Genomic DNA, 18491 nt, shown 5'->3' on the forward strand with positions numbered 1-18491 from the left:
ATTCATTTACTTTTTATTTAGCAGACTTTCCTTTTAAGAAGGAGAATCCGCCATTCTTAGAATACAGTATTGCAAAAACGATTACAACAAAGCATACGATAAGGGTTGTAATCATTCCCCAATGTGTAGCGTTATACTGAACCAGTACAGGTGCTGCAAGCAGGGATACCATATTTATAACCTTAATCATGGGGTTCAATGCGGGACCGGCAGTATCCTTAAGAGGATCACCGACGGTATCACCGACAACGGCTGCTTTATGGGCTTCGGAACCCTTGCCGCCATAAAGTCCGTCTTCAATGGTCTTCTTTGCATTATCCCAGGCTCCGCCGGCATTGGACATAAATACGGCAAGGAGCTGACCGGAAACAATTACACCTGCCAGGAAACCTCCAAGGGACTCTACTCCAAGCAGAATACCTACCACCAAAGGACTAAGGATTCCAATCAAAGCAAGCCCTAAAAGTTCTTTTTGAGCTGAAACGGTACAGATATCAACTGCCTTCTGATAATCAGGCTTTACCTTTCTTTCCAGAAGTCCGGGTATCTTAAACTGTCTTCTTACTTCCTCAACAATCTTTGCCGCAGCTCTGGTAACCGCATTGATAACAAGGGAGGAGAAAAGCCAGGGAATGCAGGCTCCTATTAAAACTCCAGCGAATACCTTGGGTTCGGAAACACGGATACCCGTAACAGCAATTCTTAAGGATTCGCCGATATTCATCTGTTCCTGTATCTTTGAGACATCTGTTAAGAAAGAGCCAAAGAGGGAAACCGCAGCAATAACTGCTGATCCGATTGCTACGCCCTTGGTAATTGCTTTTGTTGTATTACCGGTTGCATCCAGATGGTCCATAACCTTCCTTGCCTCTTTATCAAGGCCGGAAAGCTCTCCTATACCATTGGCATTGTCAGAAATTGGTCCAAAGGAATCCATTGCTACATTATTTCCGGTAAGGGTAAGCATACCGATACCTGTCATAGCCACACCGTATAATATATATGTTATTCCCATACCATGATAGATCAGGGTAGAGGTCAGTATGGTAACAGCAATAACGATTGTCTGCCATACTGCACTTTCATAGCCTTCTGCGATACCTCGAAGCAGAAGCGTTGCGGAGCCTGTCTTTGATGCGGCGGCAATATCCTTAACCGGCCTGTAATGAGTATCCGTAAAATATTTCGTTATTTCGTCAAGTACAATGGCAAGAACAATACCAACGCCTACTGAAAAGAAAGCTCTCCACTCATTCATATAGAAATGAGCCAGAAAAGCAAAGGAAACAAGGCTTATTGCCGCAGATATATAAAAGCCTTTGTTAATGGAGGACATTGCATTATTACCTTTTAGTTCCTTCGAACCCTTTACCAGATATGTACCGATCATGGATGAAAGTACACCGATACCTCTTACGAGCAGAGGGAATACAATCCACTTCAAATCGCCATTATTAAGATTCATTAATGCCAAACCAAGAATAAGCCCGGAAACAATAGTAACTTCATAGGATTCGAATATATCAGCTGCCATACCTGCACAGTCACCAACATTGTCACCAACGAGGTCTGCAATAACGGCAGCATTTCTTTCATCATCCTCCGGAAGACCGGCTTCTACTTTACCGACAAGGTCTGCACCAACATCCGCTGCCTTTGTATAAATACCGCCGCCCACTCTCATGAAAAGGGCTAACAGGGTACCGCCAAAGCCAAAGCCTAAGAGCGCATCAGGTGCAGCAATACCAAATATCATAAATATCAGGGTACCGCCAAGAAGTCCCAGTCCATCTGTCAGCATACCTGTGATTGTACCGGTTCTATATGCAATCTTAAGGGCTTCGCCAAAGCTTCTCCTTGATGCGGAAGCAACACGGACATTACCCTCAACAGCCATTCTCATACCAAACTGGCCAACCATTAAAGAGAAACAGGCTCCCATAACGAAGGCAATAGCCCGTCCGATACCAATAATGATTTTTACCGTATCTTCGGATTTACCTGCAAAACGACTCATTGCCTCATCCGAAGGCGGAACAACATAAACAGATAAAAACAGTACGAAGGTGAGAACAACGATAAGCGGTACAATCGTTTTTAATTGCCTCTTCAGGTAAGTATCTGCCCCAACTTTGATGGCGCCCCATACTTCCTGCATCTTTTCAGTGCCTTTGTCATACTTCATGATCTGTCTTCTAAGTAAAAGGGCATACCCTAAACCAAGAAAAGCAATGAGAAGTACGCACCAGATTGCGACTATTTCAAAGGTAGTCGCATTTGCAAGATTTAACATGTAATAACTCCTCCTGTCCGATATTTTAAGTATTATTTATAACCTCACACAATTATATACCTTTCATTATGAAAATGCTACTAAAATTCTTGTAAATTTAATATTTATTCGGCATATATTACAACTCATATTCCTTTTAATTCCATAGAGTCCAGCATGTTATATGTCTTATCACTAAATATCCACCTGTCTTTTGGCTAGAATCTTCATATCAAATAGTATGATAATTGTAATTTTACAGCGGGCAGGAAAGCAACTTGCCACCATATATTTATATTCTGATTCTTTCACAATAATTCTTTTATAAGCAAAAGAGGCTTCCCTAAGATAACACTCTTACGGGAAGCCCTTAAATAACACATTATTTGATTAGTTATTAATTGTATGTATTTTTAGGCGGCACAATCTGCGGATTATACCCCCTGTCCTGCAATGCCTTCACGATACTGTCCTTATGCTCGTGCCCGAAGGTTTCCATGGTTATGGTAAGTTCCACGGCACTGTTTCTGTTAATGGAAACAAACTGATTATGGTCCAGGCGGATAATATTTCCCTGTTTTTCTGCGATGACATTGGCTACATTTACAAGCTCACCGGGGCGGTCCGGTAATAGTACCGATACGGTAAATATACGTCCTCTCTGGATAAGTCCGTGCTGTACGACAGAGGATACCGTAATAACATCCATATTGCCTCCGCTTAGGATAGAAACTACCTTTTTGCCGGCACAGTTTAAATGCTTTAAAGCTGCAATGGTCAAGAGTCCTGAATTTTCCACCACCATCTTATGGTTTTCTATCATATCCAGAAAGCTTACGATTAATTCCCTGTCATCTATGGTTATAATTTCATCAATATTCTTCTGGATATAAGGGAATATACTGCTTCCCGGGGTCTTTACTGCTGTTCCGTCTGCAATGGTCTCTACCTGGGGTAAGGTTACGACATGGCCTGCCTTTAAAGACTCCTCCATGCAGTTTGCCCCTAAAGGCTCTACTCCAATAACTTTGATATTCGGATTTAACAGCTTTGCCAGGGTCGATACTCCTGCCGCAAGGCCGCCTCCTCCAATAGGAACTAAAATGATGTCAACGGTAGGAATCTCTTGAAAAATTTCCATGGCTATGGTACCCTGACCGGTTGCGACTACTTCGTCATCGAAAGGATGGATAAAGGTATAGCCCTTCTCTTCCGCCAGCTTTAAGGCATGCTGACAGGCATCATCATATACGTTTCCATATAGAATCACTTCAGCGCCATAGCTCTTGGTGCGGTTTACCTTAATCAGAGGGGTGGTGGTAGGCATTACGATGATAGCCTTTGCTCCATATATTCTGGATGCATAGGCAACACCTTGGGCATGGTTTCCTGCGGAGGCAGTAATGAGTCCCTTTTCCCTCTCCTCCTTGCTTAAAGTACTGATTTTATAATAGGCACCCCTTACCTTATAAGCACCGGTAAACTGCATATTTTCAGGCTTTAAAAACACCTTATTTCCTGTAGTGTCAGAAAAATAATCGCTATAGATTAACTTTGTTCTTAAAGTAACCCTTTTCACGACTTCCGCAGCTTCCTCAAATTTATCCAATGTCATCATTTTGAATTCTCCTTTTAGTTAAACAGCGCGTTTACAAAATCACTTGCGTTGAATTTCTGTAAATCGTCAATATGTTCTCCGATACCGATATATTTTACCGGTATGCCAAGTTCTGCCTGAATGGCAATTGCGATACCGCCCTTGGCTGTTCCGTCTAACTTCGTTAAAATAATGCCTGTAATGTCTGCTATTTCTTTAAACTGCTTTGCCTGGGCCAGAGCATTCTGCCCGGTAGTTCCGTCAAGGACAAGCAGCGTCTCCCTAAAAGCTTCCTGGTATTCTCTTGTGATTACCCTGTCAATCTTTTTTAACTCTTCCATTAGATTTTTTTTGTTATGAAGCCTTCCTGCTGTGTCACAGATTAATACATCGGTCCCTCTGGCTTTTGCAGAGGTTACCGCATCATATATTACTGCTGCCGGGTCAGAACCTTCCTTTTGTGCAATTATCTCAACTCCCGCACGGTTTGCCCATTCGGTAAGCTGCTCAATGGCCGCTGCACGGAAAGTATCTGCTGCTGCTACCATAACCTTTTTGCCCGTATCCTTTAACTGGCCTGCAAGCTTTCCTACGGAAGTGGTCTTTCCCACTCCATTTACACCAATTAAAAGTACAATGGACTTTTGACTTTCAAATTCATAAGCGGTTTCCGTGACTTTCATCTGGTCCATAATACTCTGCATTAACAGTTCTTTGCATTCCTTGGGTTCCTTTATCTTTGCTTCTTTTACCTTCTGTTTTAAATCAGATATAATGGAACCTGTAGTATTAATGCCGATATCTGCCATAATAAGGATTTCTTCCAACTCTTCATAAAATTCATCATCAATGCTTGAAAATCCGCTGAAAATGGATTCAATACCAGATACAATATTATTTCTCGTTTTTGAGAGTCCTTCTACCAGTCTGCCAAAAAAGCCTTTTTTATTTTCTCCCATCCTTACCTCTTTTCTTAACTAGCTTATTTTTCCAAATCATTTTCTATGAGGTTTACAGATACAAGGGTTGACACACCCTTTTCCTGCATGGTGATGCCATATAAAACATCAGCGGCATTCATCGTTCCTCTTCTATGGGTTATTATAATAAACTGTGTATCCTTTGTGAGCTTATGAAGGTATTTTGCAAAACGCTTCACATTTGCATCATCCAGAGCCGCTTCTATTTCATCCAGAAGACAAAATGGCGAGGGCTTTAAGTTCTGTATGGCAAAGAGCAGGGATATCGCAGTCAGTGCCTTTTCACCGCCGGAGAGCTGCATCATATTCTGGAGCTTCTTTCCCGGCGGCTGGGAGGTAATGATAATGCCTGCTTCCAGGATATCCTCTCCCTCTGTTAATTCCAGTGTTGCCCGTCCTCCGCCGAATAATTCTTTAAATACCAGGTCAAACTGCACCTTAATCTGTGCAAATTTTTCATTGAACTGGTTCCGCATTTCCTCATCCAGCTCCTGTATGATATGAACCAGTGTCCCTTCTGCTTTTTCAATGTCCTCTTTTTGTCCCTTTAAGAAAAGAAAACGTTCCGAAAGGTTCTTGTAATCCTCAATTGCATTGATATTTACATCTCCAAGGCCCTTCATACCAGCCTTGACTTCACCGATTCGCTTTTTCAGGCGGGAAGAATCAACCTCTTTTAATATTTGTGCATCCACAGTCTCTATAGCGGTATGTAAGGTGAGCTCGTATTCCTCCCACATATAATCCTTCTTCTCATTTAACTGTTCTTCCAGCCTCTCAAGCTGGCCATTTAAACGGTAAATTTCTTTATCCAGATTAATAATTTCCTTTGAAAGTTCTTCCCTGCGTTCAAAAAAGGATTTGTGGGTTATGGATACTTCTTCTTTTTTCTTTTGCAATTCCTTTATCTGTTCTTCTAGACTTTGTATTTCAGAGATGAAACTCCTGCACTTTTCTTCATCCGAAAGAATTGCATCCTGTTTTTCTTTGCATACCGTCAGAGATTCTTCCCTGCCTTTTCTTATGGTACTTTCTTCTTCGTAGAGCTTTTCAAGGTCACGTTTTACCCTTTTGATATTCTCAAGGAGATGCTGGTTGTTCTGTTCAAAAGCGGACATTTCCGCCTTTAACGAGGAAACCCTCTCACTTACCTCTTGCTCGGCAGCTTTTATTTCTTCCAGCTTCCTGCCCATCTCATCGATTTTCTGTTCATTCTCCCTGCTCCTGTTTTCATTTAGAACAAGGCTTCCCTTTAAGGTCTTTATATTCTTATTTAATTCTATACTTTGACTTTCAATTTGATTTATCTCATTTGTAATTTCTTCGTAAAGCTGGCCTAATTCCTGCTTCTTCTTTTCATTCTGTGATAAATGAAGCTTTGATGTATTTTCCTCCAGATAAATTCCCTGCAGTGCCTGCTTTTTCTCTTCCAGCTCCTTTAGGATTACCTGGACTTCCTGGTTTAGTGCCTCCCGTTCTTTGGTCAGCTCCATCCCTTCCTTCTTTAACCGGACTATCCTTTCCTCCAGGTCTTCTATCTCACGCCTTCTGCTTAGCAGATTGCTGGAATTCTTATAGGCTCCTCCGGAAAGGGAACCGCCGGGGCTTAATAATTCCCCGTCCAGTGTAATAATACGAAGGGTATGGTTATATTTTTTCGCAATAGCCAATGCGTTATCAATATGGTCAACCACCAGGCTTTTACCAAGAAGGAACTGCATCAGGCCTTTAAAGCGCTCCTCTGCTTTTACCAGTGTATGAGCCAAGCCTATTACCCCCTTCTCCTCTAAGTATTTTTGCTGGCCATAGCTTTCCTTGGCCGAAATACTTGTCAGAGGAAGAAAGGTTGCCCTTCCGAATTTATTTTTCTTTAGATACTCAATCAGTTCCTTTGCAGTTGCTTCCGTATCGGTTACAATGTTTTGAATACTTCCGCCCAGTGCAATTTCCACGGCCGTTTCATACTTAGGCTCTGTCTTTATGATATCCGCTACTACACCGATAATTCCCGGCGTATCCTTCTTCTCCATGATTTTCCGGATACTGTTGCCATAGCCCTCATAACGCTCTGTCAGATTCTTAAGTGCCTCAAGCTGTGAATTGCTGGTGTGGTAAGCCTGCTGCTTTTTCTGAATCTCTTCCTCTATGCCCTTTAATTTTTCCCGGAATCCTAAGACCTTTTCCTGGGATAATTTTGTTTCACTAAGATTTTCCTCTATTTGTGCACAAAGGTTATTTAATCCTTCTCTGGCACTTTGGATATCCAAATCTATTACGGCTTCTTCACTTTTATTCCGAAGAAGTTTCTGGGTCAGCTCTGTTTTCTTAATATTATTTTGCTCTAAGATGGTCTCATAACGTTCCAGATTGGTTTTGATACCGGAATTCTCACTTAAGAAATCGAAAATTTCTCCATGCAGACTTTCTGTCTGTTTGGTATCATCCTTTATCTTACTCCGGATTTCCTCTAAAAGCAGAATGTCTTTTGCCTGCTTTTCATCCAGCTCATCCATCCTTTTATCCAGCTCATTCTTTTCCCTGACATAACCTTCCTGCTCCAGGGATTTTGCCTTAATCTCCTCTGCAATCGTCTGCAGCCTGGTTTCATAATGGGTATCATTTTGCTTAATAGAAATAAGCTGTTCTTTTAGAACCTTTATTTCACCTTCCGTCTTTTCCTGTCCTAACCGGTTATTACTCTGTTCAGCTTTTAATTCCTCCAGGGAATGGTTATAGCCTTCTATTTCATTTTCCAGAAGCTCGAACTCTTCTTTCATATGCTCTGATTTTTCATTGGCAGTCTGAAAGGCGCCCGTTGCAATGGCAAGTTTTTGATCCGTCTGGTCTTTTAACTCTTTAATTTTTTCATTTTCTGATAAAAACAGCTGTATGTCAAGTCCTTTTAACTCATCCCTTAATTTCAGATATTCCTTGGCTACTGCAGACTGCTTTTCTAACGGACCTGTCTGCTTCTCAATTTCAGATAGGATATCCTGAATTCTGCTTAAATTCAGGCGCTCTTCTTCCAGGTTATGCTGCGCTGCCGCTTTTCTCTTCTTAAATTTTACAATCCCTGCCGCCTCATCAAATAACTCTCTGCGGTCCTCTGGTTTTCCGCTTAATATCTTTTCAATCTGACCCTGCCCGATAATGGAATAGCCTTCTTTACCAATACCCGTATCCAGGAACAATTCCTGCACATCTTTTAATCTGCAGCCGCTCCCATTTAAAAGGTATTCACTTTCCCCCGAACGGTAAACTCTTCGTGCAACTGTTACCTCGTCATACTCAATAGGAAGCTTATGGTCTTCATTATTAATAGTGAGGGAAACATAGGCAAAGCCTAAAGGTTTTCTTGTTTCCGTCCCTGAGAAAATAACATCCTCCATTTTAGCTCCACGCAGCTGCTTTGCACTTTGCTCTCCTAATACCCAGCGCACCGCATCTGCTACATTGCTCTTACCACTTCCGTTCGGACCTACGATTCCGGTAATGCCGTCATGAAACTCAAAGATAATTTTATTGGCAAAGGATTTAAACCCATATACTTCAATACTTTTTAAATACATAGTTACTCCCGTTGATTTTTATTTTGGTTGGGGAATGAGATTTTTTTTACGGTTTATCTTTAAGATAGAAGAATAGGCAGCCTCCTGCTCCGCAGCTTTTTTCGTTTTTCCAACCCCTGTTCCCAGTTCGATATCCTTCACCATGGCAACAACGGTAAACTGCTTATTATGATCAGGGCCTTCTTCTTTGATTAATTCATATGATAGCTGTTCTTTATATTCGCTTTGAACAATTTCCTGTAAGATAGTCTTGCTATCGAAAAAGAGCTTTTTATTTTCCATGTCCGATAAGATAAAACGGTTAATAAACTCTTTTGCATTAGTAAAACCACCATCTATATAAATCCCCCCTATTATAGCCTCTACGGTATCAGAAAGTATTGAAAATCTCTCTCTTCCTCCTGTTGCAGCCTCCCCTTTGCCAAGAAGCAGGTAATTACCCACATTCATATCAATTGCACAATTTGCAAGTGTCTGTTCACACACCAATCTTGCCCTTAATTTCGTAAGCTCGCCTTCCGGCATTTTGGGATTGTTTCCATAGAGAAACTCACTTGTAATAAGTTCTAAAACCGCATCTCCCAAGAACTCCAGCCGTTCGTTATTCTCAAGTTTACTAAGTCTTTTCTCGTTCGCATAGGAACTGTGCGTCAATGCCCGTTTTAATATCATTCGGTCTCGAAAGCGGTATTCGATTGCCTCTTCAAACTTTCGCAGTTTCTCTAAAATTAATTCTTCCGATCGATTCATTTCTTCCTCCGTTTCTATCAATATTTATACGCTGTTTTTATAGTTCTTCATAAAAAACACCCTTTAAAAAGGCAAAGCCCTTCAAGAAGGGCAAAGCCCTTTTAGAAGGGCTTAATATCATTGCAAATATTAAACTTTCTATTGATTCAGTGCGTTTTTAATTTGCTCTACCGCATCACTTACGGTTACAATATTCTCTGCCTCTTCATTGGCAATCTCAATGTCAAATTCTTCTTCAATTCCCATAATAATTTGGAAGATATCAAGGGAATCGGCACCTAAATCATCTACGAAAGTAGTTTCCATTGTAATTTCATCCTCATCCACGTTTAAAACTTCACTGATAATTTTTTGTAATTTTTCAAATTCCATAATACTCACCTTTCTTTTCTATTCTTCTTCCAGATGCATTCTTATCTTATCATTAATATTCTGCTCTGTAAAAGTAATACACTGAATAATTGAATTCTTGATTTCATTACTGCTGGAATTCCCGTGGGATTTCACCACCAGTCCATTCAAACCAAGCATGGGTGCACCGCCATATCTGGATGCATCAAATGACTTTAATGTTTCCTTTAAAGCCGGCTTACATAACAGGGCACCTATTTTGCTCTTTGTTGTGCTCATTAAACCTGCCTTTATCTTACCGATTAAAGTACTTCCAAGCCCTTCGTATAATTTCAGGATAACATTACCTACAAATGCTTCACATACGATAACATCTGCTCCGCCTCCCGGTATTTCTCTAGCTTCGATACTGCCGATAAAATTTATGTCATTACAATTCTTAAGCAAAGGAAATGTTTCCTTTACCAGCATATTACCTTTTTCTTCTTCAGCACCTATGTTAACAATGGCAACCCTGGGATTCTTAATTCCTAACACATTCTCCATGTATACAGAACCCATTTTGGCGAATTGCACCAAATGTGAAGGTCTCGCGTCTACATTGGCTCCACAGTCAATTAGCAGTGATACGCCGTTTCCTGTTGGAATTAATGGGGCTAATGGCGGCCGGTCAATGCCCTTGATTCTTCCCACAATAAGTTGTCCGCCAACCAAAACCGCACCTGTACTGCCAGCAGAGACAAAAGCATCTGCTTCACCACTCTTCACAAGATTCATCGCAACAACAATAGAAGAATTCTTTTTTCTTCGTATAGCCATCACAGGTGCTTCATCGTTGGTTATCACATCTTCTGCATGGACAATTGCTAACCGGTCCTTATCATAGCCGATACCGTTTAGTTCCGCATTAATAGCCTTTTCCTGACCTACCAGGATAATCTTAATATCCTTTCTTTCTTCCAAGGCTTCTAAGGCGCCCTTAACAGTCTGAGCCGGAGCATAATCACCACCCATTGCATCGACTGCAACTTTCACAACCTTATCCATATATACCTCTTTCGCGGATATCCAGTCTTTGATCGGATATTCCTTAATTCTTAGTTGAAAAAAATTTTTTCAACTTAACCCTCATACATACCGCAGGCTGACCAGTAGACTGCTTGCAATCTACACGATACTTCTTAAATAGAACGTAAAAACTTACCCAGCCGGTATCTATACACAATATACTAGATATCATTCTAAAAATCAACTATAAAATATGAAAAAAAAGTGATATTCCTAAGTCAGTCAAAGGTTCTAACAGAAGCACTGAAATCATCAGCATGCATACTGCCATAAACCGTTGACACAACTTGAAATATCACATATGTGATAAGTACTATATCTTTTTATAGAAAAATGATTTATAAGTGGCAAACTGTAAATTTTGAGGCTGTATAATCTGTTCTGTACTGCCTACAAATAAGATAGCTTCTTTTTTTAAGGCTTTATTAAAACCTTTATAGATTGTATCCTTTGCCTCTTCTGTAAAGTATATAAGTACATTGCGGCAAACAATTAAATCGCAGTTAGAAGGATATTCATCTTTTAACAGATTGTGCTGTTTAAATTCCACACACGCCTTTATGCTGTCTGCTATCTGATACGTAGTACTGTTAATCTCCGTAAAATACTTCTTTTGAAATTCTTCCGGCAGTCCTTTCAGACTCTTAATATTATATAATCCTACTCTCGCCTTCTCCAGTATCTGTCTGTCAATATCTGTAGCCAGAATTTTGATTCGGGATAAAGGTATGAATTTCGATAAAAGCATTACCAGAGAATAGGGTTCATCTCCAGTCGAACATGCCGCACTCCATATTTTTAAGGAATTTCCGAACTTGCTGAAAAGATACGGCAGAACTTCCTTTTCTAACAGTGCCCACTGTTCCGGATTACGGTAAAATTCCGATACATTAATCGTAAGATAATTTACAAACTCTTCGAACATCACCGGATTTTTCTTGATAAAACCCACATAAGAATCATAGGAATCAACCTTATGCTTTGCAATCAGAGCATCAATTCTTCGTTTCATCTGACGCTCTTTGTATAAATTCAGGTCTATCTTTGTCAGCTGATAAATCTGTGCCTTAAAGGATTCATAGTTATCCGTCAAACAGATACACTCCTATCTTTTGTATTGATCCACTTTCATTATTTCTGGGGCTGTTCTTCTTCTGATTCCTCTACAACGTTATCCAATGCTTTGATGCTTAAGCTGATTTTTTTCTCGTCACTGTTAAAATCAACTACTCTTGCAGTAATTTCTTCACCGATTTTTAAAACATCGGAAGGTTTCTCAACATGTTCTTTGGAAATCTGGGATACATGAAGAAGTGCATCAACACCAGGTTCCAGCTCAACAAAAGCACCGAAATCTGTCATCCTTGCTACCTTGCCAAGAACTACATTACCAACAGCATATTTTTCAGGAGCTTTAATCCAGGGATTTTCATCTTCAAACTTCAGGCTAAGGGCAATCTTCTCTCCCGCAATATCCTTGATGAGAACCTTGATGCTGTCTCCAACCTTGAATACCTTCTTAGGATTCTCAACTCTTCCCCATGACATTTCAGAAATGTGAAGAAGTCCGTCTGCACCGCCTAAATCAATGAATGCACCAAAGTCTGTAACATTCTTGATTACACCTTCTACTGTCATTCCAGGTTTGATTCTTTCAAACAGCTCTTTCTGTAAAGAACGCTTCTTAGCAACAATAAGCTGCTTACGGTCACCGATAATTCTTCTCTTCTTGGGATTGAATTCAGAAATAACAAATTCGATTTCCTGACCTGCGTATTTCTCAAGATTTTTCTCATATCCGTCGGATACAAGGCTTGCAGGAATAAAGATTCTCGTTTCATCAACGATTACGCTAAGTCCGCCTTCTAAAACGGTAGTAACTTTTGCTGTTAAAACCTCTTTGTTATTAAAGGCCTCTTCTAACTTTTTGCTTCCCTTTTCGGCTGCCAATCTCTTATAGGTCAAAAGAACTTGTCCTTCACCGTCATTTACCTTTAATACTTTAGCCTGTAAAGGATCGCCTTCCTTTACAATGGTTGTCAGGTCAACACCAGGTGTGTTGGTGAATTCACTTCTGGTTATGATTCCGTCAGCTTTGTAACCTATATTCAAGACGATTTCGTCTTCTTTTACACGTATTACAGTGCCCTCTACAACCTCTCCGTTTTGTATTGTTTTTAATGATTCCTCCAATAATTGCTCAAAACTCATTTCTGACATGCAGTATGAACCTCCTTGATAATATTGTTTGGGGTTGAAGCCCCTGCTGTAATACCTACGCTACGAAAAGATTTGAGTCTGTCCAAATCCAGGTCTTTCAGTGTCTGTATATAGTAAGTATTTTCACATTCAGCTTTTGATATATCGTACAGTTTTTGGGTATTGGAACTGTGCATATCTCCAATCACAATCATAGCGTCAGAAGCCTTAGCAAGCTCTCTTGCCTCGGTTTGGCGCTCTTTTGTAGCATTGCAAATTGTATTTATAACAATTATATCATAACCCTTTTTAGATATAATTTCAACTATATCTTGAAAATTATTGTAGTTAATTGTCGTCTGTGCCACTATACATATGTGAGTTTCAAGAGGCAGGTCAAAGTTTTTGGCCTCTTCCTTTGTTTCAAGGACTGTATAATTATTCACACACCAGCCGGTTATGCCCTGCACTTCAGGATGTTTTTTACTTCCTACAATAATAATATGCCTTCCATTTTCTGTCTGTTCTTTTACCGTTTTATGAATTTTCAGGACAAAGGGACAAGTAGCATCAACAAGATGCAGATTATTATTTTTTATAATATCGTAAATCCTCTCGGAAACGCCATGGGATCGTATAATTATTGTACCCTCCCTTAGAGCTTTTAATTCCTCTTCCGACTCAATCAGGCGGACTCCCTTTTCCTTAAGGTCCTTTATCACTTCTTCATTATGTATGATAGGTCCATAGGTATAAACCTCATCACCCTTCTTTATTTCATCATAAACGGCATCCACCGCACGTTTTACCCCAAAGCAAAATCCGGCGCTCTTAGCTAAAACTACTTTTCTCAAAGGAAACCTCTTTCTGTCAAGGGATACTTCTTAGGAAACGGCTTTCTGAAACAGCTGGATAATGGATGCAGCCACTTCCTCTATCGTCATAGACGAACAGTCCAGGGCAACAGCATCCTCCGCCTTTTTCAGAGGAGAAACTGCTCTGTTCATATCCTGATAATCCCTTGCTATAATATCTTTTTCAATTTCTTCTATATTACAGGATATTCCCTTCTCCGTCAATTCCTTAAATCGTCTTTCTGCTCTCACTTTTGCATCAGCGGTCAGATAGACTTTTAAGTCAGCAAAGGGAAGTACTACTGTTCCGATATCTCTGCCATCCATAATGACATCGGAGGATTCTGCAATTCCCTTTTGAATGTCAACCATTTTTTCACGGACCGCCTTTGCTTTTGCAACAGCTGAAGCCATCTTTCCGGCTTCCTCTGTACGGATATCGTCTGTGACATTTTCTCCGTTTAGATAAATCTGCTGCCTGCTGTCCTCATATTTTAAGCTGATATCTGCTTTTTTTACGGCAGCGCCAAGAAGTTCTTCCTCGTTACTGTCAATACCTTCTTTTACAGCTAACAGGCCTATCGCCCGGTACATGGCTCCGGTATCGACATAAATAAATTGCAATTCCTTTGCCACAAGCTTTGCAATGGTACTCTTTCCGGCTCCAGCCGGACCATCTATTGCTATGCTGTAATGCTTTTGTTCTTTCATCATGTTTTTTAATACTTCCTGTTTTTATTTTATCTTAAAACTTCCTGCTAATGCCCATGCATACTAAACTTGCTTTCAGACAGAATTCCCGGCAAGATAAGCCGTTGACCAGGCTATCTGCAGATTGAAGCCGCCTGTTAAAGCATCCAGATCCACCACTTCCCCGATATAGTATACCCCGGATACAAGCTTTGATTCCATGGTGGAAGGATTGATTTCCTTAACTGCAATTCCACCCTTGGTTATTACTGCTTCATTATAGTCTCTTAGTCTGTCTATATGAAATGTCATAGCCTTTAGCACATTAACTAACTGCATTCTCTCTTCTTTTGTAATCAGATTAACTTTTTTTTCAGGGTCAATTTTGCTTAATGCTATTATAACTTGAATCATCTTTCGTGGCAAGAGCCGATCAAGAGCATTCTTATATTGTTTATTTTTAAATTCATCAAAATCCCTTAATATTCTTGCATCCAGCTGCTCTTTTGTAAGGGCAGGCTTCAAATCTATGGTAAGGGTGAGGTCTTTTTGTCCCATATGCGGCACTAAATAGCTGCTGGCGCTTAGGATAACAGGCCCGCTTACCCCAAAATGCGTAAAAAGCAATTCTCCAAAATCAGAGTAAAGAACCTTATTCTGGCTTGTTACGGTAATCTCAATATTCTTAAGTGACAGGCCCTGCAGTTCCTTTACAAACTCGATTTCCTTAATGTTTATTGGTACCAGGGATGGACTAAGCTTCGTAACGGAATGCCCCATAGCTTTGGCAAAACGGTATCCGTCACCGGTTGAACCGGTAGAGGGATAAGATAACCCGCCTGTTGCAACTATCACCTTATCGGCTGCAATCTTCTCTCCGGTTTTCTTAATCAAAACCCCTTTCACCGCAACTCCTTCTGTCAGGATTTCCGCAACTTCACATTGGTACCTGATATCTACCTGCAGCCTCTTTAATTCTTTCAGTAAGACTCCAATTACATCGGAGGATTTATCCGATTCCGGAAAAACTCTTCCTCCTCTTTCGATTTTGGTCTTTAATCCCAACTGCTCAAAGAAGTCAATCACATCATAATTATTGTATCCATAAAAAGCACCATACAGGAATTTCGGATTACTCATTACATTTTTAAATAAGTCTTCCATGTCACAGGCATTGGTAATGTTGCAGCGCCCTTTTCCCGTAATAAATAACTTTTTTCCGACTTTATCATTTTTCTCTAAAAGCAGAACCTCATGTGAGTTTCTGGCTGCATAAATAGCCGCCATCATCCCTGCTGCTCCGGCTCCCACTATAATTACCCTTTTTCTATCCTTATTCATTGTAATCCCTTTCATGCCCAAATAGAAGAACCCCAAAGTTTCCTGCAACACTGTCCGAAAGGCACATTGCCGGTTTTGTGTGTATTATACAAACACATTTGCATGATTACCGCATACAAAACCAGTAGTATATCCCAGGTCCGGTGTGTGAAGGAACACTATGGGGCTTCTTCTGTCATCTAAAATAGTTTTCTTATTTCGACTTATTACCATCCAGATAAATATCATTCAGACCAAAGGAAAGGTTGGCTGATTTATATGCTTTGCCTTCTACACGGAAGATGACTTTCGGGTATTCCGGAAGGTTATCTACCAGGCTCTGTGCAATTGCATCCAAAATAGTTGTCTCAACAGACAGGTCCACTTGAACAACAGGCGGGGTGTCGGATTTAAAACTCACGATAACCTCATCCTCTTCTGTTGTCACACTGTCAATTCCAACATCAATCAGACGCTCTCCCAAAGAATCTGTTACCTTATCAACGATAAGTTCCGGTGTTATCTTGGTATCTTCGTTCACTACTGCTGATACAGCTTCCACATCCTGGGTATTCTCGTTCATGGTATAAATGGAGATTTCTTTCGTGGCAGCAGGTGTTACTGTGGCTTTCACAGCTTCTTTGTCTTGTACCACAGAAGGCGTTACTATAGTAACAGAGGAATCCTTCTTTGTCTCATCCTTTTTTGTACATGCCGATACAAATACAATCAAAAATAAAACCAGGATTATACTAAGTTTCCTTGTTGTATTTTTCATCCTAATCACTCCTACTGATTTACCAAACATAGGCATTACATTTATACTCACTCCACTTATTATAATAGGTGGCAAGTATGTCATTTTTATGTTAAAACCTTGTCTTTTATCCAGCAAAACCCGTTAGGAAAGCAATTTCCATCATGGTAATATCTTACAGAATATGCGATATATCTTATGCTTCTTTTTCAAAAGTACTTAATATTGTTGTACGCAGAAAATCAAGAGCACTGATTACGGTATACTCCCTGACTTTTTGCCTGTTTCCCTTAAAATGATATTCTCTTGTCTCCGTCTTGCCGTCTAAAAAGCATCCGATATATACAAGCCCTACCGGCTTCTTATCCGTACCGCCTTCCGGCCCTGCAATCCCTGTTACAGAAAGAGCGGCCAAACTTTGAGAGGCTTTTGCTGCTCCTCTTGCCATCTCTTCTGCTGTTTCCTTACTGACAGCTCCAAACTCCTTTAGAGTATCCTCCGATACATTCAGATATTTCATCTTGGCAGTATTGGAATAGGTAATAAAGCCTTCTTCAAATACCGCCGAAGCACCGGAGACATTCACAAGCCTTCCCGACAATAGTCCTCCCGAACAGGATTCCGCAGTTGAAAGGGTCAGCCCGTATTCTGCCAACAGCTTTACTACAGCTTCTTCGATCGTTACCTTTTCTTCGGTGGTGTAGATATGAACGCCAAAGCGTTTTTTTAATTCCGTAACAACAGGAGCAGTAATACATTTTCCTTCTTCTTCCGTAGCGGCAAGAGCCGTCACCCGAAGATGAACCTCACCGTTTTTTGCATAAGGTGCAATCGTAGGATTTGTCTGGGAATCTATCATATCTTTTATCATAGTTTCCACTTTACTTTCTCCGATACCGCATATCTTAACCATCTCGGAATATAAGACATTCCCTGATAAGCCTTTCAGATATGGCACAATGGATTCTTCAAACATAGGAACCATCTCTCCCGGAGGGCCCGGTAACAAGATAACAGATTTCCCATCCTCTGTTTTAGCAATCAGTCCCGGGGCTGTTCCATTGTTATTATCTACTACAAGGCAATCCTCTATGACAAGTGTCTGTTTCCAGTTGTTTTCAGTAATATCTTTTTTATCTCTGCCTTTAAAATACTCATTAAGCCGGCTTTTTGTCTTTTCATCTTCCACCAGCCGGCGGTTTAATACTTTCGCTGTAACTTCTTTTGTCAGGTCATCCTCTGTAGGACCCAGTCCGCCCGTTAAGATCACAACCTCACTGCGTGAAAGAGCCGTTTTTAAGACCTCTGAAAGCCTTTCTTCATTATCCCCCACTGAAACCTGGTAATAATTCGACATCCCAAGGGCCGCACATTTTTCCGCCAAAAAACTCGCATTGGTATTTACGATGTTTCCAAGCAGAATCTCTGTCCCTACGCTGATTAATTCAACTGTCATACTAATCCTCCATGCATAAATCAAAGTGTGAATTATGCTTTTCAACAATTCACATTAACTGCCATACCTTCCTTGGTAAGGCTTAAGCCTTTTTATCAGATAATACCTTCCTGTTTTTATACATATAGTCAATAAGAGATACCACAGTTAATACCAGTGACAGGTAGATAAATACCTGTTCCAGGACATGGTATGCTGTATTGTCTACATGAAAAATCAGCAGTATTGCCATTACCATCTGTGCGGTGGTTTTAAACTTTGCCAGATAACTTGCTGCAATCACCACTCCATTATCCGATGCTACCAAACGGAAGCCGCTTATGATAAATTCCCTGGAAATTATGACAATGATAATCCAGGCCGGTACCAGTCCCAATTCCACAAAACAGATAAGTGCTGCAGAAACCAAAAGCTTGTCAGCAAGAGGATCAGCAAACTTGCCAAAGTTCGTAACCAGATTATTTTTTCTGGCCAGATATCCATCCAGTGCGTCGGAAAGGGAAGCAACGATAAAGATAATGCCGGCAATGTATTTGCCTCCTGCTATCCCAGGCACCAGAAAGAATACCAGAAATACCGGTATCATACAGGCTCTTGCTATGGTTATTTTGTTAGGAAGATTCATTGT

At 40.5% G+C, this 18491-nt stretch carries 15 protein-coding genes; all 15 read right to left on the reverse strand.

From position 1 onward, the window contains the following. Positions 1-13 precede the first annotated feature (13 nt). The 15 genes from BUF11_RS05925 to pgsA all read right to left on the reverse strand — a co-directional run bounded on the left by BUF11_RS05925 (position 14) and on the right by pgsA (position 18488). The gene (locus tag BUF11_RS05925) at positions 14-2293 is read right to left on the reverse strand and encodes a sodium-translocating pyrophosphatase (protein ID WP_073587796.1); all 2280 of its coding nucleotides are present in this window, start codon (positions 2291-2293) and stop codon (positions 14-16) included. A 376-nt stretch (positions 2294-2669) separates the two neighbouring features. Then, positions 2670-3890, reverse strand: coding sequence for a threonine ammonia-lyase (gene ilvA, locus BUF11_RS05930; protein ID WP_073587797.1), 1221 nt, complete (start codon positions 3888-3890; stop codon positions 2670-2672). A gap of 14 nt (positions 3891-3904) precedes the next feature. After that, complete coding sequence (gene ftsY, locus BUF11_RS05935; protein WP_073587798.1) at positions 3905-4828, reverse strand: signal recognition particle-docking protein FtsY; 924 nt, start codon at positions 4826-4828, stop codon at positions 3905-3907. A gap of 23 nt (positions 4829-4851) precedes the next feature. Further along, positions 4852-8418 (reverse strand): chromosome segregation protein SMC, encoded by a 3567-nt coding sequence (gene smc, locus BUF11_RS05940; protein ID WP_073587799.1) that lies wholly within the window; start codon positions 8416-8418, stop codon positions 4852-4854. An 18-nt stretch (positions 8419-8436) separates the two neighbouring features. After that, on the reverse strand, positions 8437-9168 hold the full coding sequence (gene rnc, locus BUF11_RS05945) for a ribonuclease III (RefSeq protein ID WP_242952321.1): 732 nt from the start codon (positions 9166-9168) through the stop codon (positions 8437-8439). A gap of 138 nt (positions 9169-9306) precedes the next feature. Then, a complete protein-coding gene (gene acpP / locus BUF11_RS05950; RefSeq protein ID WP_073587800.1) occupies positions 9307-9540 on the reverse strand; it encodes an acyl carrier protein in 234 nt (77 codons plus the stop codon). Between the two features lie 18 nt (positions 9541-9558). After that, positions 9559-10566: a phosphate acyltransferase PlsX gene (gene plsX, locus BUF11_RS05955; RefSeq protein ID WP_073587801.1), complete on the reverse strand. Its 1008-nt coding sequence runs from the start codon at positions 10564-10566 to the stop codon at positions 9559-9561. Between the two features lie 334 nt (positions 10567-10900). Further along, positions 10901-11680: a CheR family methyltransferase gene (locus tag BUF11_RS05960; RefSeq protein ID WP_073587802.1), complete on the reverse strand. Its 780-nt coding sequence runs from the start codon at positions 11678-11680 to the stop codon at positions 10901-10903. A gap of 38 nt (positions 11681-11718) precedes the next feature. Then, the gene (gene rpsA / locus BUF11_RS05965; protein ID WP_073587803.1) at positions 11719-12807 is read right to left on the reverse strand and encodes a 30S ribosomal protein S1; all 1089 of its coding nucleotides are present in this window, start codon (positions 12805-12807) and stop codon (positions 11719-11721) included. Further along, positions 12795-13640: a 4-hydroxy-3-methylbut-2-enyl diphosphate reductase gene (ispH, locus tag BUF11_RS05970; protein WP_073587804.1), complete on the reverse strand. Its 846-nt coding sequence runs from the start codon at positions 13638-13640 to the stop codon at positions 12795-12797. The genes rpsA and ispH overlap by 13 nt, the downstream gene beginning before the upstream one ends. A gap of 30 nt (positions 13641-13670) precedes the next feature. After that, positions 13671-14354: a (d)CMP kinase gene (gene cmk, locus BUF11_RS05975; protein WP_242952322.1), complete on the reverse strand. Its 684-nt coding sequence runs from the start codon at positions 14352-14354 to the stop codon at positions 13671-13673. A 72-nt stretch (positions 14355-14426) separates the two neighbouring features. Beyond that, entirely contained in the window at positions 14427-15671 is a 1245-nt protein-coding gene (locus tag BUF11_RS05980) for a BaiN/RdsA family NAD(P)/FAD-dependent oxidoreductase (RefSeq protein ID WP_073587973.1), read from the reverse strand. A gap of 193 nt (positions 15672-15864) precedes the next feature. Further along, the gene (locus tag BUF11_RS05985; protein ID WP_073587805.1) at positions 15865-16428 is read right to left on the reverse strand and encodes a GerMN domain-containing protein; all 564 of its coding nucleotides are present in this window, start codon (positions 16426-16428) and stop codon (positions 15865-15867) included. Positions 16429-16603: 175 nt separating this feature from the next. Beyond that, positions 16604-17863, reverse strand: coding sequence for a competence/damage-inducible protein A (locus BUF11_RS05990; RefSeq protein WP_073587806.1), 1260 nt, complete (start codon positions 17861-17863; stop codon positions 16604-16606). 82 nt (positions 17864-17945) lie between these two features. Then, the gene (pgsA, locus tag BUF11_RS05995) at positions 17946-18488 is read right to left on the reverse strand and encodes a CDP-diacylglycerol--glycerol-3-phosphate 3-phosphatidyltransferase (protein ID WP_073587807.1); all 543 of its coding nucleotides are present in this window, start codon (positions 18486-18488) and stop codon (positions 17946-17948) included. Positions 18489-18491: the final 3 nt, after the last annotated feature.

The sequence above is a fragment of the Anaerocolumna xylanovorans DSM 12503 genome (assembly GCF_900143645.1).
Lineage (GTDB): Bacteria > Bacillota > Clostridia > Lachnospirales > Lachnospiraceae > Anaerocolumna > Anaerocolumna xylanovorans.